The organism is Mesorhizobium sp. 113-3-3 (genome assembly GCF_016756495.1).
Taxonomy (GTDB): Bacteria; Pseudomonadota; Alphaproteobacteria; order Rhizobiales; family Rhizobiaceae; genus Mesorhizobium.
In genome coordinates, this window is record NZ_AP023243.1 from 618055 (window position 1) to 641065 (window position 23011).

The 23011-nt window shown below is 64.1% G+C and carries 22 protein-coding genes; 6 read left to right on the forward strand and 16 right to left on the reverse strand.

Going from position 1 to position 23011, the window contains the following annotated elements; translation table 11 throughout:
• Positions 1-132 precede the first annotated feature (132 nt).
• The gene (locus tag JG746_RS02855) at positions 133-1407 is read right to left on the reverse strand and encodes an ABC transporter substrate-binding protein (RefSeq protein ID WP_202356801.1); all 1275 of its coding nucleotides are present in this window, start codon (positions 1405-1407) and stop codon (positions 133-135) included.
• A 240-nt stretch (positions 1408-1647) separates the two neighbouring features.
• Positions 1648-2565, reverse strand: coding sequence for an AraC family transcriptional regulator (locus JG746_RS02860; RefSeq protein WP_202356802.1), 918 nt, complete (start codon positions 2563-2565; stop codon positions 1648-1650).
• 254 nt (positions 2566-2819) lie between these two features.
• Between JG746_RS02860 and JG746_RS02865 the strand changes: the two genes are divergently transcribed.
• A complete protein-coding gene (locus tag JG746_RS02865) occupies positions 2820-4223 on the forward strand; it encodes an MATE family efflux transporter (protein ID WP_202356803.1) in 1404 nt (467 codons plus the stop codon).
• A 70-nt stretch (positions 4224-4293) separates the two neighbouring features.
• Here the strand turns inward: JG746_RS02865 and JG746_RS02870 are convergent, their stop codons facing one another.
• The 10 genes from JG746_RS02870 to JG746_RS02915 all read right to left on the reverse strand — a co-directional run bounded on the left by JG746_RS02870 (position 4294) and on the right by JG746_RS02915 (position 12827).
• On the reverse strand, positions 4294-4875 hold the full coding sequence (locus tag JG746_RS02870; protein ID WP_202356804.1) for a cupin domain-containing protein: 582 nt from the start codon (positions 4873-4875) through the stop codon (positions 4294-4296).
• A 1-nt stretch (position 4876) separates the two neighbouring features.
• A complete protein-coding gene (locus tag JG746_RS02875) occupies positions 4877-6133 on the reverse strand; it encodes a cysteine desulfurase-like protein (RefSeq protein WP_202356805.1) in 1257 nt (418 codons plus the stop codon).
• A 71-nt stretch (positions 6134-6204) separates the two neighbouring features.
• Complete coding sequence (locus JG746_RS02880) at positions 6205-6963, reverse strand: cyclase family protein (RefSeq protein ID WP_202356806.1); 759 nt, start codon at positions 6961-6963, stop codon at positions 6205-6207.
• A gap of 2 nt (positions 6964-6965) precedes the next feature.
• Positions 6966-8144 carry an ABC transporter substrate-binding protein gene (locus JG746_RS02885; protein WP_202356807.1) on the reverse strand — a complete coding sequence of 393 codons (1179 nt, stop codon included), beginning with the start codon at positions 8142-8144 and terminating at the stop codon, positions 6966-6968.
• The gene (locus JG746_RS02890) at positions 8141-9190 is read right to left on the reverse strand and encodes a branched-chain amino acid ABC transporter permease (protein WP_202356808.1); all 1050 of its coding nucleotides are present in this window, start codon (positions 9188-9190) and stop codon (positions 8141-8143) included. Before JG746_RS02890 ends, JG746_RS02885 begins: the two co-directional genes overlap by 4 nt.
• Entirely contained in the window at positions 9187-10089 is a 903-nt protein-coding gene (locus JG746_RS02895) for a branched-chain amino acid ABC transporter permease (protein ID WP_202356809.1), read from the reverse strand. The genes JG746_RS02890 and JG746_RS02895 overlap by 4 nt, the downstream gene beginning before the upstream one ends.
• Positions 10086-10817 (reverse strand): ABC transporter ATP-binding protein, encoded by a 732-nt coding sequence (locus JG746_RS02900; protein ID WP_244730654.1) that lies wholly within the window; start codon positions 10815-10817, stop codon positions 10086-10088. Before JG746_RS02900 ends, JG746_RS02895 begins: the two co-directional genes overlap by 4 nt.
• Positions 10804-11562 (reverse strand): ABC transporter ATP-binding protein, encoded by a 759-nt coding sequence (locus JG746_RS02905; RefSeq protein ID WP_244730655.1) that lies wholly within the window; start codon positions 11560-11562, stop codon positions 10804-10806. The genes JG746_RS02900 and JG746_RS02905 overlap by 14 nt, the downstream gene beginning before the upstream one ends.
• A 191-nt stretch (positions 11563-11753) precedes the next feature.
• Positions 11754-11912 (reverse strand): hypothetical protein, encoded by a 159-nt coding sequence (locus tag JG746_RS02910; RefSeq protein WP_202359566.1) that lies wholly within the window; start codon positions 11910-11912, stop codon positions 11754-11756.
• 111 nt (positions 11913-12023) lie between these two features.
• A complete protein-coding gene (locus JG746_RS02915) occupies positions 12024-12827 on the reverse strand; it encodes a dienelactone hydrolase family protein (RefSeq protein WP_244730656.1) in 804 nt (267 codons plus the stop codon).
• Between the two features lie 164 nt (positions 12828-12991).
• Between JG746_RS02915 and JG746_RS02920 the strand changes: the two genes are divergently transcribed.
• A complete protein-coding gene (locus tag JG746_RS02920) occupies positions 12992-13870 on the forward strand; it encodes an AraC family transcriptional regulator (RefSeq protein WP_202356810.1) in 879 nt (292 codons plus the stop codon).
• A 68-nt stretch (positions 13871-13938) separates the two neighbouring features.
• Here the strand turns inward: JG746_RS02920 and JG746_RS02925 are convergent, their stop codons facing one another.
• The 4 genes from JG746_RS02925 to speB all read right to left on the reverse strand — a co-directional run bounded on the left by JG746_RS02925 (position 13939) and on the right by speB (position 17198).
• Positions 13939-14586, reverse strand: coding sequence for an amino acid ABC transporter permease (locus JG746_RS02925; RefSeq protein ID WP_038651269.1), 648 nt, complete (start codon positions 14584-14586; stop codon positions 13939-13941).
• Positions 14583-15239 (reverse strand): amino acid ABC transporter permease, encoded by a 657-nt coding sequence (locus JG746_RS02930; RefSeq protein WP_202356811.1) that lies wholly within the window; start codon positions 15237-15239, stop codon positions 14583-14585. The genes JG746_RS02925 and JG746_RS02930 overlap by 4 nt, the downstream gene beginning before the upstream one ends.
• A 6-nt stretch (positions 15240-15245) precedes the next feature.
• Positions 15246-16055 (reverse strand): transporter substrate-binding domain-containing protein, encoded by an 810-nt coding sequence (locus JG746_RS02935; RefSeq protein ID WP_202356812.1) that lies wholly within the window; start codon positions 16053-16055, stop codon positions 15246-15248.
• A gap of 81 nt (positions 16056-16136) precedes the next feature.
• Positions 16137-17198, reverse strand: coding sequence for an agmatinase (speB, locus tag JG746_RS02940; RefSeq protein ID WP_140889893.1), 1062 nt, complete (start codon positions 17196-17198; stop codon positions 16137-16139).
• 209 nt (positions 17199-17407) lie between these two features.
• Here speB and gcvA point away from each other — a divergent pair, with 209 nt between their 5' ends.
• The 4 genes from gcvA (at position 17408) to JG746_RS02960 (ending at position 23008) form a co-directional block, all read left to right on the forward strand.
• Positions 17408-18382 (forward strand): transcriptional regulator GcvA, encoded by a 975-nt coding sequence (gene gcvA / locus JG746_RS02945; RefSeq protein ID WP_202351944.1) that lies wholly within the window; start codon positions 17408-17410, stop codon positions 18380-18382.
• Positions 18383-18517: 135 nt separating this feature from the next.
• Positions 18518-19822 carry a nicotinate phosphoribosyltransferase gene (gene pncB / locus JG746_RS02950; protein ID WP_202356813.1) on the forward strand — a complete coding sequence of 435 codons (1305 nt, stop codon included), beginning with the start codon at positions 18518-18520 and terminating at the stop codon, positions 19820-19822.
• Positions 19823-20111: 289 nt separating this feature from the next.
• Positions 20112-21548, forward strand: coding sequence for a hypothetical protein (locus JG746_RS02955; RefSeq protein ID WP_202356814.1), 1437 nt, complete (start codon positions 20112-20114; stop codon positions 21546-21548).
• A 155-nt stretch (positions 21549-21703) separates the two neighbouring features.
• Positions 21704-23008: an ABC transporter substrate-binding protein gene (locus JG746_RS02960; protein ID WP_202356815.1), complete on the forward strand. Its 1305-nt coding sequence runs from the start codon at positions 21704-21706 to the stop codon at positions 23006-23008.
• The last annotated feature ends 3 nt before the right edge of the window (positions 23009-23011 follow it).

Genomic DNA, 23011 nt, shown 5'->3' on the forward strand with positions numbered 1-23011 from the left:
CTATGCGTTTGTCCCGGGAAAACCGATCACACTTTTCCTGGAATTGCTCTAGGGAGCAAAGTCCCCGCGGCGCGCAGGTCCCGGCATTGCGGACAATGCCGCGGACCGCGCGCCACGGGCGGGAGGATGGCCCTATTTCTTCTTCGCCAGCTCGTTGGCATAGGCCTCGAGCTCGTTGAGGCCGCCCTTGACGTCGGTGCGGGTGCCGGTGACCAGTTCCTCGAGGATGATGCCCCAGCGGTCGCCGAGATCGGGCCAGCGCGGATCCTGCCAGAAGTTGACCGCCGTGACCTTGCCGGTCTCTGCCAGCGCCTGGCCGAGATCGGCGCCGTAGATGTCGGCGAACTCCTTGCTGGACAGGACGCTGGTGCGGTTCAGTTCGCCGAACTGGTGGGCGTCGAGCCGGCGCTTCTCGTTTTCCTTCGATGTCGCCCAGGCGATGAACAGGCCGGCGCATTTCTTCGAGGCGTCGTCGGCATTGGCCTTTGCCGCGATGGCAAGGCCATGGCCGTAGCCGCCGCCGGGCAGCGGCGAGGGCGGCGGCAGGAAGCCGATCTTGCCGACCACTTGCGAGGTCTTCGGGTCGACCGCCATGCCTGACAGCGGCGTCGATTCGACGAGGATCGCGACCTGGCCCGACAGGAAGGCGCCGGTCGATTCATCCCAGCTGCCGGTCTGCGTGCCGGGGGCCGAATCCTTGAACAGCTTGAGGTACGTCTCGGTCGCCTTGACGGCGGCGTCCGAATTGAAGACCGGCTTGTCGCCGTCGAACCACTGGCCGCCATAGGCCTTGAAGAAGGGCATCCAGCGCCAGACATTGGCGCCCGAGCCGCGTGCTCCGCGCAGCGCGATGCCATACATGCCCTTGTCCGGATTGGTCAGCTTCGGCACGTCGGCGATCAGCTCGTCCAGCGTCTTGGGCGGCTGGATGCCGGCGGCCTCGAGCACGTCCTTGCGGTAGACCATCAGGTCGCCGCCGCCGGTCAGCGGCGCGAACCAGACCTTGCCATCAAAGGTGGCGACCTTCTGGCGGCCGGGGTCGAAGTCGGCATAGTCATAATCAGCCGGATAATAATCGGCCAGCGGCACGATCCATTTCGACGAGGCGAACAGAGCGACATTGGCTTCGTCGACATAGTAGACGTTGTAATTGCCGACGGTGGACGCATCGGCGCGCGATTTTGCCCGGCGGTCGTTCTCGTTGAGATAATCGATCTGGAAGCCGGCGCCGGCGAGCTTCTCGAACTCGGCCTTGGAGTCCTCCAGAAGCGTCAGGCCGTCGCGCGGCTGCGCCAGCACCTTGACCGGCGCCGAGCAGACCGGCGCTTGCGCCAGGGCGATGGTTGATACGGTAGCGGAAAGCATGAAAGCTGCGCCCAAGCTCGCAGCGAGCCGAATTGGTTTCATTGATTTTTCTCCTCCAGGAACACTCGCAGGAAGCGGAAGTCCTCGGGTTCTGCGATCCTCACCATCGCCCGAACGACATGCCACCCATCGCCAAAATGCGGCGTTCAACCAGGGCAAGCTAGAAGCCCCGTTGCAGCAAACCTGTACTTTTATGCATTGTGCAGCGCAAAATACGGCAACCATCCACGGCTTCCGTCACATGAGTATCGATTTTGTCCAAGCCGCTGATTTAGGGTGTGCTTATGCGCGCATCGTCAGCCGCTGCCGCGACAGCTTGCGATAGGAGGACGGCGTCATTTTGTGCTTGCGCAGGAAGGCGCGGTTGAAGTTTGAGATGTTCATGTAGCCGACCTGGAAACAGATATCGGTGATCGCGATATCGGTGTCGGCGAGCAGCTTGCAGGCCTGCCAAAGCCGGAGCTTGGCGAGGTGGTCGCTGAACGAGTTGCCGGTGTTCTTCTGGAAGAAGCGCGAGAATGTGCTCTCGCTCATCCCGGCGCGTTCGGCAACGTCGGGCAGCTTCAGATCCTCGGCGAAATGCTGGAACAGATAGGTCAGGGTTCGCTGGATGATGTCGAGCGAGGCGGCGTCGAGGACCGGCGAAAAGTCAGGCGACGACAAGAGTTCGTATTCGTCGGTCCTGGCCAGGAGGTCGACCAGTTCGAGGAACAGGCAGAGGCGGGCGAGCCCGTGCACGCTTCCCATCCGCTCCATAAGTGCGGCGCCCTCCAGTGCGGTGCGGCCGTGAAAGACCATGCCGCGCAGCGACCGCTCGAGGAACGGCTCCAGTTCGCGCAGTTCCGGCAACAGGCCCGCCGAGCCACGCAGCCTCTGCGCATCGAATTGCAGAACGATGTCGCGGCCTTCGATCAGCTCGCCCGGCTGCACCGCGGTCACCCAGTCATGCGGCAGGCCGCCGCCGACGATGGTCAGATAGCCCGGCCCGAATTCGCCGATGTGATCGCCGACCAGAACCACGCCGGAGGATTTCCGCAGCAGATGGATTTCGTATTCCGGGTGGAAGTTCCAGACATTGCGCTCCCAGGGATAGTCGTCCAGCCGCCACAGGAAGCTGTCGCTGGCCTCGGTGACGATATGTTCGAAGGCCGGCGCCGTGCGCGGAATCGCGGCCGTGTTTTTTCGCTGTCTGAACGCCATCCATTCCTCCCGGCGGGTTCGCTGGCTGCCGGCCCTCCAAGGCAATCCGTAACAGCCAGCAGCCTGCAAGGGAACGAGGCAACGGCGACCCCGGAACGGCGCTGGCTCAATCGGTGCCCGCTCCTCCTCCCTTGCCTTCATGTCCCATTTCGTTCAATAGACGGCGCAAACGCCGCGAAACCGAAGGTTTTGCCGTTTGTCATGCGGCTTCCGGCTTTTTTTGCCGACGTGCCGCGCCTGGAAAGAGCGGAACAATGTCTGCGATCGAAGCCGGCGCTCGCGCGCCGGAAAATCTTTGGCGTCAGGAAATCAGGGCGACGCTGGCGCTGGCCTGGCCGATGGTGCTGACCAATCTCGGCCAGACCGCGATGACGGCCACCGACGTGATGATGATGGGCAGGCTCGGGCCGGACACGCTGGCCAGCGGCGCGCTTGGTGCCAACCTCTATTTCATGCCGCTGATCTTCGGCCTCGGCCTGATGCTGGCGACCTCGCCGATGATCGCGACCGAGCTTGGCCGCCGCCGCCATTCGGTGCGCGATCTGCGTCGCACCGTGCGCCAGGGCCTGTGGCTGGCGATCCTCATCTCGATCCCGATCTGGATCGTGCTTTGGCATGGTGAGGCGATTCTGCTGGCCATGGGCCAGGAGCCCGCGCTGGCACACCAGGCCGGCATCTACCTGCGCTGGCTGGAATGGGCGGTGCTGCCCTTCTACGGCTATATCGTGCTGCGCTCGTTCATCTCGGCGCTGGAGCGGCCGGGCTGGGCACTGATCATCGTCTTCGTCGCCGTCGCCTGCAACGCCGTCTTCAACTGGGTATTCATGTTCGGCAATCTCGGCTTTCCGGCCATGGGCATTGCCGGCTCGGGCCTCGCCACCTCGCTGTCCAGCACGCTGATGTTCATCGGCATGGCCGCAGTGGTGATGCTGGAGAAGACGTTCCGGCGCTACCGCCTGTTCGGCCGCTTCTGGCGGTCCGACTGGCCGCGCTTCAAGGGACTGCTGCGCCTCGGCCTGCCGATCGCCGGCATCCTCGCCTTCGAGGTGACGATCTTCAACGCGGCGGCGCTGCTGATGGGCCTGATCGACGCGGATTCGCTGGCCGCGCATGCCATCGCCATCCAGATCGCCTCGATCTCCTTCATGGTGCCGCTCGGCCTCAACCAGGCGGTGACGGTGCGCGTCGGGCTTGCGCATGGCGCCGGCAATCCGGAAGGCGTGTCGCGCGCCGGCTGGACCGCCTTCGTCATCGGCGTCTCGTTCATGGCGCTGATGGGGCTGGTGATGGTGCTGTGGCCGCATCTGCTGATCAGCGCCTTCATTGATCTCGCCAACCCGGCCAACGCCAGGGTGATCGGGCTTGCCGTCTCGTTCCTGGTGTTTGCAGCCCTTTTCCAGGTCTTCGACGGCGCGCAGGCGGTCGCCGCCGGCATGCTGCGCGGCCTGCACGACACCAAGGTGCCGATGATCTATGCCGCGATCGGCTATTGGGGCGTCGGCCTGCCACTCGGCGTGCTGCTCGCCTTCCATTTCGGCTTCCACGGCGTCGGCATCTGGATCGGCCTGTCGACGGGGCTGGCCGTGGTGGCGGCGCTGCTCCTGACGCGCTGGCTGCGCCGCGACCGGATCGTGCCGTCAGGCGCGTTCGGACATTGAACCGGACGGGTGCCAAGGCGGCTGGCGGCCAACGCTCCCCCGAAATGCCTTTGCGCCGCGATGGATGCGGTCAGAATGTCGGCGGCGTGTTGACCCAGAGGATACGGGCGGTGATCGAACCGACATTGCGGTAGCCATGGCCGAGTTCGGAGTTGAAATAGAACGCGTCGCCCGCCTCGAGCGCCACCACGTTCGACTCGACCAGCAACTCGACGGAACCTTCGAGCATGTAGCCGAATTCCTGTCCCTTATGGCTGATCAACTCGGGGCTGCCGCCACCGGCCTCGATCACATGGACGTTGATCTGCAGCAGATATTCCGGACCGGATGGTACCAGTTGCTCGAGCACGACATGGTTGCCCGAACGCCGATGTCCCGTCTCCATGTGCGGACGCTCGTTTTTCCGCAACACGAACACTTCCGAGGCATTGTGCTGCAGTGTGCCGAACATCGCGTTCATGTTGATGCCCAGCGCCTGCACAAGCCGGTGCAGGGCCGCCATCGAGGGCGTCGCCAGGTCGTTCTCAATCTTCGACAGATAACCTTCCGTCAGGCCGATGCGGGCGCCGAGTTCCTCCAGACTGAGGCCAAGCACCTGTCTGGCGTGGCGCAGCTTGACGCCGATCCTCGGGGTTTCGTTTCGGTCGCGCATGTCAAGTCCGCATCTTTATCCAGTCCGCCAGCTTCGCCAACAGGAAATCGACTTCCGCCTCGGTGTTATAGTGGGCGAGCCCGATGCGCACGACGCCGTTCCGGTCCGCGAGCCCCAGGCGCCTGATCGGCTCCAAACCGTAATTATGGCCGTGCCAAAGATAGATGCCTTCCTTTGCCATCGCCTTTGCGATGTCGGCGGGGTCGGTCCCTTCGACGGTGATCGACACGGTCGGCACCCGGCGCGCCTGCGCCGCCACATCGGTTATACCCTGAATGACGACGCCATCGATTCTGGACAGTCCGGCAATCAGCCGCGCCGTCAGGACGCGCTCATAACGATCGGCGACCTCAATGCCGGCGACGATGCGCTCACGCCGCGTCGCCTGCGGGTGGATATTGCCAAAGGACTGTCCGAGCCAGGCATAGTGCTCGACCGCGCCAAGCACCCCGGCAAGCGCCTCGCGGCTGGTCGTCCCCGTCTCGAATTTCCCAGGAGGCGTGTTCGAAGCCGCACGCACCTTATAGGCGGTCAGCGCCTGCAGCAGATCGAACCGGCCCCATAACACGCCGTGATGCGGTCCAAAAAATTTGTAGGCCGAGCAAACCAGGAAGTCACAGCCAATCTCCTGGACGTCGATCACCCCATGCGGCGCGAACTGCACCGCATCGACATAGCTTAGCGCCCCGACCGCGCGTGCGCGCTGCGCGATCCGCTTCACGTCGTTGATCGTGCCGGTAACGTTGCTGGCATAGCCGACGGCGACCAGCCTGACCTTCCCGTCGACAGTCGCCTCCAGCGTCGACAAGTCGAGTTCGAAGGTTTTTGGGTCAAGATCGATCCAGCGCACTTCAAGCCCGCGGTCCTGCGCCAGCATCAGCCAGGGCGCGACGTTGGCATCATGATCCATACGCGTCAACACGATGGCGTCGCCGGCGTTCAGATCGCGGCCGATGGCGCGCGACACGGCGAAAGTCAGAGTCGTCATATTTTGGCCGAACACCACCTCACGCCGGTCGGCGGCGTTGAAGAAATCGGCCATCGCCTGATGCGCGTCGTCGACCATGGACTGGGCCGCGAGCGAGGTTTCGAAATAGCCGCCAAGATTGGCGTTGGTCTCGATCATGGCACGCGTCATACGTTCTATCGATCGGCCCGCCATCTGGGTCCCCGCGGGATTGTCGAAGAAAATCCGCTTCGTCGGTGCGGCATCGCTCGCCATCGCCGGAAAAGCATCGCGGACTGTGTTTATATCCATGTCTGAATTTCCGTGTCCTGATGATCGTTGCGCGGCGGTCCCAAGGCCGCCGCCAGCCGCGGTTCAGGCGTTCAGCCGGCCGCTTCGTGGATGGCGACGGCGCGAGCCGGGAAGCCGGATCCGGCCATCGGCTTCGGCCAGGTTGCCATTAACAACGCGCCGGCCTCTGGCACCTTGTCGAGATTGGCCAAGAGCTCGATCTGCCAGCAGTCGCGGGACAGCACATAATACTCCAGACTTGCATCGCCTGCCGACGTGGCGAGGCCGGGGTCGGTGTCCATGCCCTCGTGCCCGATGGCGGTGACACCGCGGCGTTCCAAAAGTTCCTCCAGCACCGGCTTCGACCAGCCCGGCGCATGCGAGATACCGTCGGCCGACTTGTTCTGAAACTTCTCGGGGTCCGGCCAGCGCGGCCACCACCCGGTGCGAAGCGCGACAAAACACTTTTCCGGGATCCGGCCGTTCCTGGCCTCCCAGGCGGAAATATCGTCCAGCGTCGGCGTCGCGTCGGGATCGGCGGCGACCCTGTCGCTGATGTCGAGGATGACCAGCGGCAGAAGCATCTCCGACACCGGCAGTTGGTCGATCGAGCGGCCGCCGTCGATAAAGTGCACCGGCGGGTCGACATGCGTGCCCCATTGCCCGACGAAGGCGTAGTGGTGGACCTGGAAGGCGTCGCCCTTCGAATAATCGAGCAAGGCGCTGCGCTGCTCATCCGGAAAGGCCGGGAAATGCGGCTGGCCCGGACGAAAGCCATGTGTCAGGTCGGTGAAGGTCGCGGCTGACAGCCGCGACCGGTAGATGTCCCAAAGCGAACCCGGAATCGACAAGATCACGGCTCCGCGACGAAGGTCGGCGCCGCTTCGCTTGCCAGAACAAGCTTGCCGTCCTTGACACCAATGACCGATACCGACTTGTCCGGCACCGAAATGCCCGGACGGTAGGTGATCGTGCCGGTCACGCCATCGAGCCCGGACGTGGCGGCAAGCGCGTCGCGGATCTTGGCCGGATCCGGCGCGCCGGCGCGCTTGATCGCATCGGCCATCAGCTTGACCGAGTCGTAGCCGAGCGCCGCGAAGGCGTTCTCCGGGGCATTGCCGACCGACTTGGTGTAGGCGTCGATGAAGGCCTGCACTTTCGGGGCGGCGCCCTCACCGATATAGGCGTGGGTTGTGAAGTAGGTATCCTTGGCCGCGTCGCCGCCGACCTGGATCAGCAACGGCGTGTCGTAGCCGTCGCCGCCGACCACCGGCAGATTGATGCCGGCCTGGCGCATCTGCTTCAGGATCAGGCCGATTTCCTCGGCATTCGACGAGGCATAGACGAAGTCAGGCTGAGGCGACAGCGCCTTCAGCTTGGCAATCTGAGCGGTAAAAGTCTTGTCGCCGATCTTGTAGGTGTCGCGCTCCAAAATCTTACCCCCGCCATGCTCGTAGGCGGCGACGAAGTAGTCCGACAGCAGCGTTGTGTACTCGGTGCCGATGTCGGTCAGTAGGTAGGCGGTCTTGCCGTTCAGCTTGTTCAGCGCAAACTCCGCGCCAACCGCGGCCTGAACGTTGTCGCCGAAAGCGGCGAGGAAGATCTCGTTGCCGAGCTGGCCCGGCAATTTCGGAGAGGTCGCGCCGGGCGTGATGAATGGTATCTGCGCCTTCTGGACCTGCGGTCCGATGGCCAGCACCGAGTCGGAATCGGCGAAGCCGATGATGCCGACGACCTTGTCGCTGTCGATCAACTGGCTAGCGACGGTCGAGATCGTCGTCGAATCGCTCTTGGAGTCGTAGATCACCAGTTCTATCTGCTGGCCGAGCACGCCGCCGGCGGCGTTGATTTCGCTCGCTGCCAGTTTGGCGCCGTTCAGCATGGGACCATCGAGCGAGGCCTGGATGCCGGTCAGGTTTGCCGGATAGCCGATCTTGATCGTGTCGGCAGCAAGTGCCGTGCTGGCCGAGGCGAGCGCGAAGAATGCGCCCAGTCCCAGGCCGATGGTGCCGCGTCGAGTGAGTTTGATCATCGTTTTCGTTCCTCTGTCTGGTTCACCGTTGCCGATCCTTGGGTTAACCCGAACGTGAGCTCCCGGTCCCCCATGATCCCCTTCGGCCGGAAGATCATCACTAGAATGAAGATGAAGCCGAGTACGATCTGGCTGGCGCCAAACAGGGCCGGCACCGCGAAATCGCCGATCGTTAAGCCGCGTTCGACCGTGCGCAGGACCTCCGACAACAGCGAAACGCAGACGACGCCAACCACAGCGCCGGTCAGCGAGCCCATGCCGCCCAGCACCAACATGGTGATCAGGCTCATCGTCAACGCGAAGTAAAAGGTGTTTGGCGAAAACGAGCCGAGATAATGCGCGTAGAGCGACCCGCCGACCCCTGAGAAGAACGCGCCGGTGACGAAGGCAATCAGTCTGGTCCGCAGCACGCCGATTCCGACAGCGCTGGCTGCGATGGTGTCGTCGCGCACCGCCTTCATGGCGCGCCCAAAAGGCGAGTAAACCAGGCGCGCCAGCACGAACAGCGTGATGGCGAGCCAGCCCATCACCCAGGGCAGCGTCGTCTCCAGCGGCACACCGGTGAACGTGCGGGCGCCTCGGGTGAAATCCGACGCATTGATCAGCACCACGTTGACGATGATCAGGAATCCCATCGTCGCCACCGAAACGAAATAGCCTGACAGGCGCATCAAGGGATAACCGACGACCACCGCAAGCAGCGCCGTCAAAAGACCCGCCACCAGCGTCGCCGGCAGGAAGGGAAGGCTGAAGGCATGCAGAAACGCAGGCAGATGCGGCAGCAACGCCATTTTTTGCTGCACCGGGATCGACAGGATCCCGGAAATATACGCGCCGGCGCCAATGAATCCGACATGGCCGAGCGAAAACACGCCCGTAAAACCGTTGCTCAGCGACAGTGCCAGCACCAGGATCGCATTCAGCGCGATCAGCAGGATAATCCGGACGAAATAGTCGCTCAGCACATGCGGCGCACCGAAAGCGACGGCCGCACCCGCCACCAGGGCGACGAGGACGAGGAGTGTAATCCGCGCTTCCCGGCTCACAGCTTGATCTCCCGGTTTGGCTGGAGCAGTCCGCCCGGGCGAACCAGTAGAAAGGCGATCAGCACGGCGAAAACGATTGCATCGCGATAGGACGAGACGGCGCTCGGCAGGAATGCGACTATGAAGATCTCCAGCGCGCCCAATATGTAACCGCCGACCAGGGCGCCCGCGATCGACCCGAAGCCGCCGATGATCGCCGCCACGAAAGCCTTCAGGAGCGGTGTGAAGCCCATCTGCGGCTGCACCACGCCGGCCTGAGCCGCCCACAGAATGCCGGCGAGGCCGGCATAGGCGGATGCGACGATGAAGGCGACGACGATCAGCCGGTTGACGTTCAGTCCGACAAGTTGTGCCGCCGACATGTCCTCCGCCGCGGCGCGCATGCCGAGCCCAGTCGTGGTGCGCGTGATGAACCAGCCGAGGAGCAGCAGCGACACAAAGGTCAGCGCGATGGTCAGGAGATTGATGCTTGTGAAGGTGATGGCGCCGTTCGACACTTCCCAGGAGGTGTTGAGAATATCGGGGAGTGGAAAATTGCGCGGCGAGGAGGTGAACACCAGGATGCCGACGTTCTCGATGATGTAGGTGACGGCGAGGCTTGTCAGCAGTCGCGCGACGTCGGGTGCGTCGCGGATCGGACGATAGGCGATACGTTCGATGAGGAAGCCCGTGACGGCGGCCGCCGCGATGCCGCAGATCACGGCGACCGGGAACGGAACGCCGATTCCCGCCAGCAGCGCTACCCCGAATGCGCCCACCATCATCACGTCGCCATGCGCGAAATTGGTCAGCTTGAGGACGCCGAAGACGATCGACAGACCGACCGCCGCGAGTGCGTAGAGGCTGCCGAGGCTCACCGCGTTGACGATCTGCTGAAGGATAAAGTCCAGCTGGGTCATGTTGCCGCCCCAAGATATGCCTGCGCCACGCGCTCGCTGTCGCGCAGTTCCGCGGACGGGCCCGACAGCGCCACCTGACCGGTGCGCAGCACATAGGCGCGGTCGGCGAGGTCCAGGGCGAGCGTGATGTTCTGTTCCACCAATAGCATCGTCATGCCCTGGCGCTTGAGTTCGGCAAGCGCGCTGAAGATGTGGCGCACCAGCAGCGGCGCAACGCCGAGCGAAGGCTCATCGAGCAGCAGCAGGCGCGGCGCCGCCATCAGCGCACGCGCCAGAGCAAGCTGCTGCTGTTCGCCGCCCGACAGCGTGCCGGCCAGCTGCTTCAGCCTTTGCTTGAGAATCGGGAACAGCATGAACATGCGCTCGCTGTCTCTGGCGATGGCCTCCTTGTCGGTGCGGGTGCAGGCGCCGAGCCGCAGATTGTCGGCCACCGTCAGTCCGCCGAAGAGGCGCCTGCCCTCCGGACTCTGCGCGATGCCCAGAGATACGATCTGCGACGGAGCGATACCTCCAATCGACTTGCCATCGAAGATGATCTTGCCGCCACGCGGCCGCGACAGACCGGAAATGGTGCGCAAGGTCGTGCTCTTGCCGGCGCCGTTGGCTCCCACCAGTGCCACCACCTCGCCGGCACGGACGTCGAGCGAAATGCCCTTCAGCGCGCGCACCGCGCCGAAATTGACCTCGAGGTTCTCTACGCTGAGCAGGACAGGGTTAGGCGTGGCCAAGATACGCCTCCCGCACTTTCGGGTGTTCGCGTACCTGCTCCGGCGTTCCGACGCAGATCACCTCGCCAGTCGCCAGCACCTGGATGCGTTCACACAGCGTCATGATCAGGTCCATGTCGTGCTCGACAACGACCACAGTTACGTCGTAGCGGTCTCGGATCGTCCGGATCAGCGCCGCCAACAGCTTGGTCTCGTTGGAATCAAGCCCGGCTGCGGGCTCGTCGAGCAGCAACAGCTGCGGGCCGGTCGCGAGCGCACGCGCAATCTCCAGCCGCCGCTGATCGCCGTAAGGAAGATCCGCGGCAATCCTGCCGGCCTGCTCCGTCAGGCCCATCAGGTCGAGGAGTTCGTCGGACTTCTGCCGCGTCGCGGCCACCCGCTCGCGATAGCGCCGGCCGCGCAGCACGGTATCGGCGAAGCCGACAGGATGGCGCAGCTGCGCCGCCGTCAGCACGTTCTGTGCGACACTGAGGCTGCCGAACAGGCGAGAACCCTGGAAGGTGCGGGCGATGCCCATCGCGACGATCTGCGACGTGCGCAAGCCGACGATCGAGCGGCCCTTCATCTCGATGCTACCGGAATTCGGCTGAGAGAAGCCGGTGATCAGGTTGAAAAGCGTGCTCTTGCCCGAGCCATTCGGGCCGATGACGCCGACGATTTCACCTTTGTGGAGCTCGATGGAATGATCCCGGAGGGCAACCAGCCCTCTAAAGGCCTTTGTCAGCCCAACCGTCTTCAACAGCACTCGGCTCGACTGTCTATCCACGCGCAGGTTTGCCCCCGTCCGGCCCGGTCGAGCAGCGAATGGACAATTCGCACGACGATATGTCAAGCCCTATTCCTAGCAGGAAAGCTCTATGCCTACCCCGGCCGTTGCGTTGCTGCTGCCGACTGGATCCTGGCCGATGATTTCCAGTTTAAGTCGCGTCGAGCTGGTCAGTGCGGCATATGCGCGGCTCGGCAGGCGGCGCGCCGTTCGAGCCGGCGGGCGTATTGCGTCAGCGGAGGCACATGGCGACGAAGATCCGCGCCACCAGCCCAATAGACCTTGAACGGCTCGAAGGTCGCATTGAGCGCAGAGGCTGGCGCCGCCATTGAACCGCGCGCCCGCCGCTGCCTAAAATCCGGTCTGACAACGCGGCTACTGCTTCAGCACAACGAGGAAATCGGGGACGTCCTTGAGCGCTGCCGCACGGGCTGCCGGGTTCAATCCGGCTGGGCGACGCCGTCGCCATTGGCCGTGTAGGCCAGTCCATGCAGCTCATGCAGCGTCTGCCCCTCATTGTCGAAGTCATGATAGGCGCCGGGATAGAGGATGAGCTTCACGCTGTCGGCGTTGGCGTCGGCAAGCGCCTTGCATGGCGCGGCCGGGGTCCAGTCGTCCGCGTCGCCCATCACAATCAGGAGCGGCACACGGGTCGCCCAATCGCCCTTTTCTGCCGGAGCCCTGCAGCCGGGGTAGAAGGCGACCGCCGCGCGGAAGTCCGGCGAACCGGCCTTCGGCCTGTCCTTCGGCCGGACCGTGTAAAGAACGGTCGAGCCGCCGTTCGACCAGCCAAGCAGGGCGATGGCGTCAGGCTTCACATAGGGCAGAGTCTGCAAATAGCGGCGGGCAGCGTTGGCATCCTCCACGCGCTCGCGATAGGGTTCGACGTCCCGGTCGCCGTTCTTGCATTGCGGGCCCAGTCCGCGCGAACCGAAACTGTCCGGAAAGATCACGACATAGCCGACAGCGGCCAGGCGCTGGCCCCAATCGGCATGGCGCGGGCTGAGTTCCGTCTTGTTCTTGCTGCTCCACAGGCCGCTGCAGCCATGCATGGCCACGATTGCCGGAAACGGCCCCTGCCCTTGCGGCCTGAACAGCATTGCATCGAGTGTCGCCGGCTCATTCTTGCCGTCAGCCGGAATGCGGATGAGATCGGGGGCCTGGTCGGCGGCCGCGGCCGGCTGTGCCAGCCAAAGGGCGAACAGACCCGCGAGAGCGGCACAATGTTTCGCCTGTATCGCCAAAGCGCCCTCCCTGCCGAAAAGCCGTTATGCTCACAGTGAGGCTCAGGCCGGCTTACCGCAAATCACGGTTGCGTGGCGAAGGGACGGCCAGGCCAAAGCGCAAGATCGGTCGAGCGCGACATGTCTGGGAGCGCCTATCTGGTGGTGCCACGGAGGAAGAGACGTTGAAGGCGGCGCTTGAAAACTACCATGCCCGGATGCGCCGGGTGCTGGACCACATAGACCAGCATCTTGATGGCGATCTCGATCTGGAGTCATTGAGCGGCGTCGCGGCGTTCTCGAAATTCCATTTCCACCGGCAGTTCACGTCAACCTTCGGGGTGTCCGTGCATCGCTATGTCCAGCTCGCCCGATTGAAGCGCGCTTCGTACAAGCTTGCCGCGAGCGACGCCCAAAGCGTTACCGATATAGCGATGGATGCCGGTTACGACGCCCCGGATGCCTTCGCCCGCGCCTTTCGGCAACGGTTCGGACAGTCGCCTTCATCGTTTCGGAAATCTCCCGACTGGGGGGCGTGGCTCATGGCCTTCGGGCCTTTCGAAAAAGCAAGGAACACGCTCATGCAGGTAATCTTCGAACACGACGACGTGACGATCCGCGATGTGCCGCCCACACCGGTGGCGATCATGGAGCATCGCGGTGACCGGGCGACACTTCAGGACACCATCCAGCGGTTCATCGCCTGGCGCAAGGCGGCGGGCCTGTCGCCCGAGACAAGCCCGACCTTCAATGTCTTCCGTTCCGAACGGGAACCCGCGATCCCTGCCGACTACAGCATGGACATTTGTGCCGGGACCGATCAGCCGATCGATGACGGGCAGATGAAGGCCGGCGTGATTCCAGGCGGACGCTGCGCGGTGTTGCGTTACCCCGGCAACACCAACAATCTCGAGCCGGCGGCACTTTACCTCTATCGTGAGTGGCTTCCGGCCAGCGGCGAGGAAGTGCGCGACTTTCCGGTCTATTGCCAACGACACCTGTCCCTCGTTGCGGACGGGCCGGTACACGAAGTGGTCGTTGAGCTCTTCCTGCCCCTGAAATAGCGCTTGGGATAGCGGCTTGTCCCTTCCGACCGCGGGAACGGACCGGCCGGTTGTCTACTCCATCTCGGCTAGCGGGCCGCCGCGCGCTTTTCGAGCGAACGGGCATATTGCGTCAGCGGGAAGCACATGAGGAAGAAGATCAGCGCCACCAGCCCGTAGACCTTGAACGGTTCGAAGGTGGCGTTGTTGATGGCGTTGGAGGTTCGCACCAGTTCCTCGAAGCCGATGATCGAGGTCAACGCCGTCGACTTGATCAGCTGCACCAGGAAGCCGACCGTCGGCGCGCGGGTGATCGAGAAGGCCTGTGGCAGGATGATCAGCCTGAGCTCCTGCAGATAGTGCAGGCCGAGGCTGGCGCCGGCGTCCCACTGGCCGCGCGGCAAGGCATCGACGCCGGAGCGCCAGATCTCGGCGAGATAGGCGCTGGCGAAGAAGGTCAGGCCGAGCACCGCCGCGGTCCAGGGCTCGATGCGGAGCCCAAGCATCGGCAGGCCGAAGAACATCAGGAACAGCTGCATCAGCAGCGGCGTTCCCTGGAACAGGGCGATGTAGCCGGAGGCAAGGCGACGGCTCCATTTGTGCTTGGAGATCCGGAAGAACAGCACCGCCATGCCGACCAGCGCGCCGCCGACAAAAGCCGCCAGCGACAACAGCACCGTCCAGCGCGTGGCCAGCAAGAGGTTGCGCACGATGTCCCAGAAGGTGAACTCGATCATGACACGCCAGCCCCAAGCGCGCGGCGCCCGCCAGTGACCAGAAGCCGGCGCAAGGCCATCGACAGTGCGAGGTAGACCAGCGTCACGACAAAATAGGTCTCGAAGGAGCGGAAGGTGCGCGCCTGGAGCATGTCGGCCTCATAGGTCAGCTCGCGCACCGCGATCTGCGAGACCACGGCCGATTCCAGCATCATGATGACGATCTGGCTGGTGAGCGCCGGGTAGATGATCTTGAGCGCCTGCGGCAGCACGATCTTGACGAACACCTGGCGGGGCCTGAGCCCCAAAGCCAGGGCGGCTTCCGTCTGCCCGCCCGGGACGGCGTCAAGCCCGGCGCCGACGATCTCGATCGTGTAGGCCGCCATGTTGAGCGTCATGGCCAGCATGGCGGCCAGGATCGGGTCGAGCCGGATGCCGAGGCTGGGCAGGCCGAAGAAGATGAAGAACAGCTGCACCAGGAACGGCGTGTTGCGCATCACCTCGACATACCAGCCGATGGCATGGCGCAGCGGCACGGGGCCGTTGCGCCGTCCCGCGGCGCCCAGGATGCTGAGCAGCGTGCCGGCCAGCGTGGTCACGACGATCAGCAGGATCGTCGTGGCCGCGCCGTGCGCGATGTCGCCCAAGGCACCCGGGAGCCAGGCAAAGGCCACGGGAACTCAATCCTTGAGGTTGTCGGGATTGAGCGGCGTCTTCAGCCAGGCCTTCGAGCTTTCGTCCAGCTTGCCGTCGGCCAGCATCTTGGCGATGGCGTCGTTGACCGCCTTCTTCAAGCCGTCCTCGTTCTTGTTGAGGCCGATATGCGAAGGCGAGGTCAGCAGCTGGAATTTCTGCTCCGGCTTCAGCGCATCCTGCTTGGCCAGCACCTGGGCGCCGACATCGTTGCCGACGACCATCAGCTGGGTCTGGCCGGAGATGAAGGCCTGGATGACCGAATTGTAGTTGTCGAAGCGCTTGATGTCGGCCGAGGCGGGCGCCGCCTCGGTCAGCGAGGTGTCCTCGAGCGTGCCGCGGTTGACGGCGATCGACTTGTCGGCAAGGTCTTCCTTGCCCTTGACCGACATCGCTGCCGGCCCGATCACCGCGATGTAGTAGGGCGCGTAGGCGGCGGCGAAGTCGATGACCTGCTCGCGCTCCTTCGAGTAGCCGACGCTCATCAGAATGTCGACGCGATGGTCGTTGAGATAGGGGATGCGGTTCTGGCCGGTCACGGCGACCGGATTGAGCTTCACTTTGAGCGTGTCGGCGATGTATTGCGCGACATCCATGTCATAGCCCTTGAGGCTCATATCGGCGCTGGCCGAGGAGAAGGGCGGGAAGTCGGCGAAGACGCCGACATTGATGGTGCCGGCCTTGGTGATGTCGGCCAGCGCGTCGGCATTGGCCGCCTGGGTGGCGATGCCGAAGCCGGCGGCGCCGAGCACCAGGACGGCAGCGAAGGATGATTTCAGAGCCGAATGGATTGTCATTTTTATTCCCCTTTCTGGAAGCTTTTGATTGTTTGAGGCGGCTGCCGGCTCCAGCGCGGCGGCCGCCTTTCGTTTCAGCTGTCAGGCGCCCTTGCCCGTGATGGCCGGGCTGAACACCATCAGGCTCAGGATTTCGAACAGCACCTGCGCGCCGGCATGCGCCGTGTTGGTGGTGGCGTCATACTGCGGCGCCACCTCGACGACGTCGCCGCCGACAATGTTCAGGCCCTTGAGGCCGCGCAGCAGTTCAAGCACTTCGCGCGTCGTCAGCCCGCCGACTTCCGGCGTGCCGGTGCCCGGCGCGAAGGCCGGGTCGACGCTGTCTATGTCGAAGGAGACATAGGTCGGGCCGTCGCCGACGATCTTGCGCGCCTTCTCGATGATGGCGGGAATGCCGAGACCGGTCACCTCCTCGGCGTGCACCACGGTCATGCCTGACTCATAGGTGAACTCCCAGAGGTATTCGGCCGAGCCGCGAATGCCGATCTGGATGGTCCGCGTCGGGTCGAGCACGCCGTCCAGCACCGCGTTGCGGAACGGTCCGCCGTGGTGGAACTTGGTCATGTCGAACAGGCCGCTGGTGTCGCAATGGGCGTCGATGTGGATGAGGCCGACCGGCGCCTTCTTGCCGACGGCCTTCAGGATCGGATGGCTGATCGAATGGTCGCCGCCGACAGACAGCGGAAGCACGCCGGCATCGACGATCTGGTTGGTGCGGCGCTCGATGTCCTCATGGCTGGTCTCCAGCCGGTAGCGGCTGCGGAACGGCGTGTCGCCGATATCGGCGACGCGAAGCTCATGCGTCGGCGCGCATTCCAGCACGTGATTGTAGGGGCCGATGCGCTCGATGGCGCGCAGCGCCCTCGGCCCGAAGCGCGAGCCCGGCCGGTTGGTGACGCCCAGGTCCATCGGCACGCCGATGATCGCCACCTGCAAATCGCCGAAATCCGGGTTCTCGGCCGCGATTTCGCGGTAGGGCGCGGCGAGGAAGGTGGGGATGCCCGAATAGGGCGCAAGCCTGGTGCCGCTCTTGGAAAAGATCTTGTCGGCGACCTTGCGGAATTTCGGGTCGAACATCTCGCCGCCATGGCTCTCGCCATATTTGCGACGCAACGCGTCGAGCTTGCCGCGATCGTATCCCATAGTCGTCCTCCTCGATTGACGCGACCTGGCCATCGGCGACTTCAGGCGAACCGACCGTCATCCGGCCGGGCCGCTGTCCCGCTGGCTGCCTGCAGATTTCACGTCTTGATGCTATTTTCTACCGAAGTGTCCGGCAGCCGCATTGAAAAATCAATTGATATTGTTAGGGTGTTTCCTGTGAGAAAATCTCACAATGAAGCCGGGCATCCATGGTCAAGCGCCTGCCACCCCTGAACCCGCTGCGCGCCTTCGAGGCAACGGCGCGCCATGGCTCGCTGACCAAGGCGGCGAGTGAGCTGAATGTCACGCATGGCGCCGTCAGCCACCAGATCAAGGCGCTGGAGCAGTCGCTCGGCGTCAAGCTGTTCGAGCGCGTCGGCCAGCGGGTCAGGCTGACGCCGCATGGCGCGGAGCTGTTGCCGGCGGTATCGACCGCCTTCGACGGCATCGCCGCCGCTACCCAGCGGCTGACGCGGCCGGCCAGCAGCGGCGCGCTGTCGGTGTCCTGTGTGCCGGCGCTGCTGCTTTTGTGGATGACGCCGAGGCTCGGCAGCTTCACCGCGCAATATCCCGATATTCAGCTGACGCTCATCCCCTCCAACGACCCCAAGGATATCCGCGCGCCGCATATCGACGTCTGCGTGCACTATGGCGATGGCAGCTGGGCCGATTGCTGGATGCGCAAATGGTCGGGGCTGGAGCTTTTTCCCGTGGTCAGCCCGACCTTGATCAACAATCGGCCGATCCGCAGCGTCAGGGACCTTGCCGACCATGTCTTCCTGCATGGCGACGATGGCCGCGAATGGCACACCTGGCTGGCGGCCGCCGATGCGCTGGACCTCGAGCGCGGCCGCCGCCATCATCTGGGTGACGCGCGCATGGCGACGGAGGCCGCGGTGCACGGCCATGGCGTGGCGCTCGGCGATTCCGTAACGGCAAGCGCGCTGCTGGCCAGAGGCATGCTGGTCGCGCCGTTCAGCCTTTCGGTGCCGGCGGTCGACGACTTCTACGTCGTCTGCCGCAACGAAATGCGCACGACGCCGATCGTGCAGGTGTTCATCGACTGGCTGTTCGCCGAGAAGGCCGGGGATGACGGCCGCGCCGACGCTCCGGTCGCCGGCCGCATCATCAGCCGCCGCAAGCGTCCGCAACTCAAGGTCATTGGCGCGAAGACCGCGGGCTGAGGCTGGCCACTCTTGGCCGTGCGCAGGCCGTTCTTTTTGTCGGGCCAGCCTGAAAGCGGGCAGCGTTCCGGCCAATTCGATGCTATGAGGCCTGTCGCGATTGTGGACAGCAGGCAGCGAAGGCGGTGTTGAAAGATGGCTAAGACCGATATAGCGCGGCGTGTCTACAACCACACCTGGAAGCTCGATCCGATCGTGCGCAGCCTGCTCGACACGGACTTCTACAAGCTTTTGATGCTGCAGATGATCTGGGGCATGTACCCCAAGGTCGACGCCACCTTCTCGCTGATCAACCGCACCACTTCAGTGCGTCTTGCCGACGAGATCGATGAAGGCGAACTGCGCGAGCAACTCGACCATGCCCGCACCTTGCGCTTCTCCAAGAAGGAGATGATCTGGCTGGGCGGTAACAATTTCTACGGCCGCAAGCAGATCTTCGAACCCGAATTCCTGGCCTGGCTGGAGGGTTTCAGGCTGCCCGACTACGAGCTGTCGAAGCGCGACGGCCAGTATGAGCTCTCCTTCAGCGGCCCCTGGATGTACACCACGCTATGGGAAATCCCGGCGCTCGCCATCATCAACGAACTCAGATCCCGCGCCGCCATGCGGGCCTTCGGCCCCTTCGCGCTCGATGTGCTCTATGCCCGCGCCAAGGCCAAGATGTGGGCAAAGACCGAGCGGCTGAAGGCGCTGCCGGGCATCCGCATTTCCGACTTCGGCACACGGCGGCGCCATTCCTTCCTGTGGCAGCGCTGGTGCGTCGAGGCGCTGAAGGAAGGCATAGGTGAGGCCTTCACCGGCACTTCCAACGTGCTGCTGGCCATGGACAACGACCTCGAAGCGCTCGGCACCAATGCGCATGAACTGCCGATGGTGTTTGCGGCCCTGGCCAATTCGGAGAAAGAGCTGAAACAGGCCCCCTACAAGGTGCTGCAGGACTGGCAGCGCTACTATGGCGGCAATCTGCTGATCGTGCTGCCCGACGCGTTCGGCACCGCCTCCTTCCTGCGCGACGCGCCGGACTGGGTCGCCGACTGGACGGGCTTCCGCCCCGACAGCGCGCCGCCGATCGAGGGCGGCGAAAAGATCCTGTCCTGGTGGCGCGAGAAGGGCAAGGATCCCAAGCAGAAGCTGCTGATCTTCTCCGACGGGCTCGAGGTCGAATCGATCGAGGAGACCTACCGCCACTTCAAGGGCAAGGTGCGCATGTCCTTCGGCTGGGGCACCAATCTCACCAACGATTTCGAAGGCTGCGCGCCGATCGAAACCAACAGCCTCGACGCCATATCGCTGGTCTGCAAGGTCACCGAGGCCAATGGCAGGCCGGCGGTGAAGCTCTCGGACAATCCCGCCAAGGCGACGGGAGATGAGAAAGAGATCCAGCGGTATCTCAGGATTTTTGGCGAGAAGGACCGCGTGGAGCAACTGGTCAAGGTGTGAGGCTCCTTTCCTCTCCCTCCGGAGGGGGGAGAGGTGGCGCCGCGAAGCGGCGACGGAGTGGGGGAACCACTTGGCAGCTGCCGCAACGGACATAGGAAAGAGGACCACGCGCAAGCATCGTCTTGACCCGCGCCAGGGTCGACCCCCACTCCGTCGAGCTACGCTCGACACCTCTCCCCCGATCGACGGGGGAGAGGAAGGGCGCCAGGCTGTCCAACCAGACGCCAGTCCTCAGCGGCAGAGGCTCCCTTCCGAGGATAACATCGCAATCTCCCCCCTTGTGGGGGAGATGTCCGGCAGGACAGAGGGGGGCGCCGTAGAGCGCTACCGTCTGTCATTGGCTTTGTTGCTTGTCGCGCTGCTTATTGCCCCCACCCCCGCCTTCGCGCACGCCTCCGACCGAGGCCACGTGCTCCTCCTCCCGACCGGCTACTACCTGATCGGCGGCGCGTTCGCGGTTGCCATCAGCTTCCTCGTGTTGGCGCTGCTGCCTGCGGCTTGCCTCGATAAATTCTGGCGCCGGCGCCTGCCGCTGTTCACTCTCGGCGACAGCGCCCGCACCGCCATCAGCCTGATCTCCTTTGCCGGCTTTGCAATCCTCATTGCCGCCGGCCTTTTCGGCAGCCGCGACCCGCTCTCCAACCCGCTGCCGCTGGTGATCTGGACGCTGCTGTGGGCCGGCCTAACGCTGCTGCAAGGCGTTTTCGGCGACCTCTGGTCATGGCTGAACCCTTGGTATGGACCGTGGCGTCTCGTATCGCGCCTGCTCGGCACAGGCGACAACGGACCATGGCGTGTTCCCGGATGGGTCGGCTGCTGGCCTGCCGTCATCCTGTTCTTCGCCTTTGCCTGGTTCGAACTCATCGATCCGGCGCCTGACGATCCGGCGCGGCTCGCATGGGCCGCCTGGCTCTACTGGCTGTTCTCTTTCCTCGCCATGGTGGTGTTCGGCTATCCCCAGTGGAGCCGTGGCGGCGAGTTCCTGACGATCTTCTACTCGATGGTGGCGCGCTTCGCGCCGGTCGAGCGCGACGCAGACGGCCGGCTTAGGCTGTGCTGGCCGGGCGCCAAGCTGCTGACGGCGGAGCCTTTGCCGCCCAGTGGCGTCGCCTTCCTGCTGCTGGCCTTGTCCTCGGTCTCCTTCGACGGCCTGTCGAAGACCTTCTTCTGGCTCGGCCTGTTCGGCGTCAATCCGCTCGAATTGCCCGGCCGCACGGCATTGATCGGCAGCGGCAGCCTCGGGCTCGTCCTGACGTTCGTCCTGCTGTCGGCGGTGTTCCTTTTCGCCGTCATCCTCGGCCAGCGCCTGGCCGGCAGCGGTCCGCCCATCGGCGAAGCGACCGGCCTGCTGGTGTGGTCGATCGTGCCGATCGCGCTTGCCTACCATGTCGCGCACTACCTGACGGCGCTGCTGGTCGACGGCCAGTACGCGCTTGCCTCCTTGTCCGACCCGTTCGCGCTGGGCTGGAACCTGTTCAGCACCGCCGACATCCAGGTCGAGGCCGGCATCGTCGCCGGCGCGGAATCGGCCTGGTGGCTGTGGAACATCCAGGCCGGCGCCATCATCCTTGGCCATGTGCTCGCCGTGCTTGTCGCGCACGGCTTTGCCTGGCGCCTGCATCCTCAGCCTGCCCGCGCCGCGCTCAGCCAGTTTCCGCTCACCCTCCTGATGATCGCCTACACGGTCTTCGGCCTCTGGCTGCTTGCCACGCCGACCGCCGGATGAGAAAAGGGCACCCCGATGTCGTTGGGGAAAGCTCGCTTGCCACATCGGGGCTTTGGTGATTTAGTTTGTACACATGCAATTTTCGCCTCCTCCGAGCGAGGAGGCCGAAGCCGCCCTTATCGTTGGTCAAGACTTCAAAAAACAGGGGAACGAACATGGCTGACAAGAACGGATTTTTCGACCTCTCCAAGACGACCTTTACCCGCCGCACCGCACTGAAGGGCCTGGCCGCCGGCGCCGGCCTTGCCGTGGCGCCCGGCTTCGTCCGCTATTCCCAGGCGCAGAGCTCGGCGCCGATCAAGATCGGCTTCCAGTCGCACCGCACCGGCATCGGCGCCGCCTATGGCCGCTGGTACGAGAAGACCACGGCTGCCGCGGTCAAGGCGATCAACGCCGCCGGCGGCATCAATGGCCGCCAGGTCGAGGTCATCATCGAGGATGACGGCACCGATCCCGGCCGTGGCGCCGAAGTGGTCGGCAAGTTCGCCACCCAGCACAAGACCGACATCGTCTTCGGCACGCTGTTCTCGCATGTCGTCATCGGCTCGGCGCCCGCCGCAGGCGAAAACAAGATGCCCTATTTCGTCGTCAGCGAAGGCCACCACGTCGCCTCGACCAAGCTCAACCGCTATGTCTTCCAGCCCGGCATCACCGATGTGAAGAGCCAGATCCAGTCGATGGCGCCGTGGATCGCGGCCAATGCCGGCAAGAAGGTGACGCAGATCTTCCCCGATTTCGCCTTCGGCTACGACCACCGCGACTACCTGCCGCCGGCGCTGAAGGCGCAGGGCGCCGACGTTATCGCGCAGATCGCCATCCCGCCGACGGAATCGTCCTTCACCAAGTATTTCCCGCAGATCCCGCCGGAGACCGAGGTGATCTACCACGTCATGGTCGGTCCGGCGGTGCTCACCTTCGTCAAGGAACTCGGCGAATTCTACGGCTCCAATCGGCCGCAGCTGTTCGGCTTCATCGATTCGCTCGAGGCCACCGACATCAACAGCCCCGGCCTGGAATTCCTCGACGGCAGCCATTTCTGGGAAGGCTCGCCGCGCTATGCCCAGGCCGATGACAGCGAGGCGCAGAAAGCCTATCGCGCCGCTGTCGGCATCGACGACAATGGTGCGGCCGTCGGCGACCCCAAGGACGTCTCCACCGCCGCGCACATGTTCGGCTGCTGGGAAACGCTCTACGTCGTCAAGAAGGCGATGGAAGACGCCGGCTACAAGGGACCGGAAGACCGCGCCAAGCTGGTCGAGGCAACCGAGGCGCTGACTGCCTTCGCCGAAGGCCCCGAACATCCGCAGGGCGCGAAAACCTTCAACGGCAAGATCCACCAGTGCTTCGGCATCCAGAACATCTCCAAGGTCGAAGGCGGCAAGCTGAAGGTGGTGCATAAGACCAAGATCGAGGACGGGCTCTACGAGGCCGAAGGGGATTATACGACGCAGGCGCTGTGAGCC

Excerpts from the sequence above, each read along its gene's own strand:
- JG746_RS02855 (WP_202356801.1), bottom strand. The coding sequence starts at position 1,407 with ATGAAACCAATTCGGCTCGCTGCGAGCTTGGGCGCAGCTTTCATGCTT.
- JG746_RS02860 (WP_202356802.1), bottom strand. The coding sequence starts at position 2,565 with ATGGCGTTCAGACAGCGAAAAAACACGGCCGCGATTCCGCGCACGGCG.
- JG746_RS02865 (WP_202356803.1), top strand. The coding sequence starts at position 2,820 with ATGTCTGCGATCGAAGCCGGCGCTCGCGCGCCGGAAAATCTTTGGCGT.
- JG746_RS02870 (WP_202356804.1), bottom strand. The coding sequence starts at position 4,875 with ATGCGCGACCGAAACGAAACCCCGAGGATCGGCGTCAAGCTGCGCCAC.
- JG746_RS02875 (WP_202356805.1), bottom strand. The coding sequence starts at position 6,133 with ATGGATATAAACACAGTCCGCGATGCTTTTCCGGCGATGGCGAGCGAT.
- JG746_RS02885 (WP_202356807.1), bottom strand. The coding sequence starts at position 8,144 with ATGATCAAACTCACTCGACGCGGCACCATCGGCCTGGGACTGGGCGCA.
- JG746_RS02895 (WP_202356809.1), bottom strand. The coding sequence starts at position 10,089 with ATGACCCAGCTGGACTTTATCCTTCAGCAGATCGTCAACGCGGTGAGC.
- JG746_RS02910 (WP_202359566.1), bottom strand. The coding sequence starts at position 11,912 with ATGGCGGCGCCAGCCTCTGCGCTCAATGCGACCTTCGAGCCGTTCAAG.
- JG746_RS02925 (WP_038651269.1), bottom strand. The coding sequence starts at position 14,586 with ATGATCGAGTTCACCTTCTGGGACATCGTGCGCAACCTCTTGCTGGCC.
- JG746_RS02935 (WP_202356812.1), bottom strand. The coding sequence starts at position 16,055 with ATGACAATCCATTCGGCTCTGAAATCATCCTTCGCTGCCGTCCTGGTG.
- speB (WP_140889893.1), bottom strand. The coding sequence starts at position 17,198 with ATGGGATACGATCGCGGCAAGCTCGACGCGTTGCGTCGCAAATATGGC.
- gcvA (WP_202351944.1), top strand. The coding sequence starts at position 17,408 with ATGGTCAAGCGCCTGCCACCCCTGAACCCGCTGCGCGCCTTCGAGGCA.
- pncB (WP_202356813.1), top strand. The coding sequence starts at position 18,518 with ATGGCTAAGACCGATATAGCGCGGCGTGTCTACAACCACACCTGGAAG.
- JG746_RS02955 (WP_202356814.1), top strand. The coding sequence starts at position 20,112 with ATGTCCGGCAGGACAGAGGGGGGCGCCGTAGAGCGCTACCGTCTGTCA.
- JG746_RS02960 (WP_202356815.1), top strand. The coding sequence starts at position 21,704 with ATGGCTGACAAGAACGGATTTTTCGACCTCTCCAAGACGACCTTTACC.